Origin of the sequence: Bacillus sp. LBG-1-113, from assembly GCF_020708615.1 — a bacterium.
In the GTDB taxonomy this organism is placed as follows: Bacteria; Bacillota; Bacilli; order Bacillales; family Bacillaceae; genus Bacillus; species Bacillus mojavensis.
Genome location: NZ_JAJFDG010000023.1, coordinates 1 through 1,287, shown reverse-complemented (window position 1 = coordinate 1,287; position 1,287 = coordinate 1). Strand labels below are relative to the sequence as shown.

Sequence of the window (1,287 nt, the reverse complement as noted above, 5' to 3'; positions counted from 1 at the left end):
GGGACTGACCCCTGTTTTTGAGACAGGGATCAAAACACCTTTTATACAGCCAATTGCCGATAGCTTATTGGTGATTGGCTGTTTAGTTTCGTTTGAATACGAATGTTGTTATAATAATAAATGTATTCTTTGACAGTGCGTTCTACGATGGCGGTCGTGGTTCGATCAATGCTGTTAAGATAGAACGTTTCAGACTTTAGTGAGGAATGAAACGATTCGATGGAGGCATTATCAGCGGGCGTCCCTTTGCGGGACATGCTCATGGTAATGCCTTTTGTTTTAATAGCTTTCTGATACTCATAAGATGTATACACAGATCCTTGGTCACTATGTAACACGCAGTTCTGAGGCATTGTTGGCAGTTGATCAAGAGTGTTTAAGACAAAGTCTGTGTCCTGCTTATCTCCAATCGTGAAAGCAATCACTTCTCCATTGTATACATCCAATATACTGGAAAGGTACAATTGTTTCTGTCCATAAGGCAAATATGTGATGTCCGTTACTAGTTTTTCAAGAGGACGATCAGACTGAAAGTTCCGATTCAATATGTTATCGACCACGGCATATGGCTGCCCATTCTTCTTGCGTTTTTTCACCTTAACCCGGCACTGCCACTGATTTCTCTGCATGATACGCTGAACCGTTTTATGGTTAATACGCATTTCCTTTTTTAATATAGCTGTAATTTTTCGATATCCATATCGATACTTGTGCTCTCGGCACAACGTGCCGATTTGTTTTTCCAAATGGCACTTGGGATGATCTTTCATCAGGTTCTTCTTCCAACGATAATAAGACGCTCGTGAGATACCTAAATGAACACAGATATTCTGTACGGTCATTGTGCCGTGCAATACTTCTACAAGTTCGACTGACGTTTGGCTATCAACTTCCTTTCCAATTCGTTGTACTTTTTTAAAACTTCATTTTGTTGTCTCAGATAACGGTTCTCTGCCTGCAGTTTCTCTAATTCGGAAGAATACTCCGGACCTTTTCCGTAAGTGTATTGCTTACCAACAGGCTGTTCAAATCGATGTGTATCCCCAGCTTTATGCCATCTAACCCATGTCTGAACCTGCGTCTTATTATTGATATTCAATTCCTGCATAATCTCTTTCATAGGCACGCCTGCCAATCTCATTTCTACAGCCTTCTGTTTGACTTCAATCGGATAACTCACTCTTGTTCCCATACAAAAAACACCTCCAAGTCTTATTTCGGATAACAACTATCCGTTTTCAAACTTGAAGGTGTTTTTTATTTGTCTCATCTTATGGGGTCAGTCCC

General features: G+C 40.5%; 1 protein-coding gene. It reads right to left on the bottom strand.

Features of this window, described 5'->3' with window-relative positions; genetic code table 11:
- Window positions 1-41: 41 nt before the first annotated feature.
- Window positions 42-1,192 (bottom strand): IS3 family transposase gene (locus LJF29_RS21050; RefSeq protein ID WP_229150299.1). Its coding sequence is split into 2 segments (ribosomal slippage): window positions 42-919 and window positions 919-1,192, totalling 1,152 coding nucleotides; the frame shifts between segments, so codons are not numbered across the junction.
- Window positions 1,193-1,287 lie beyond the last annotated feature (95 nt).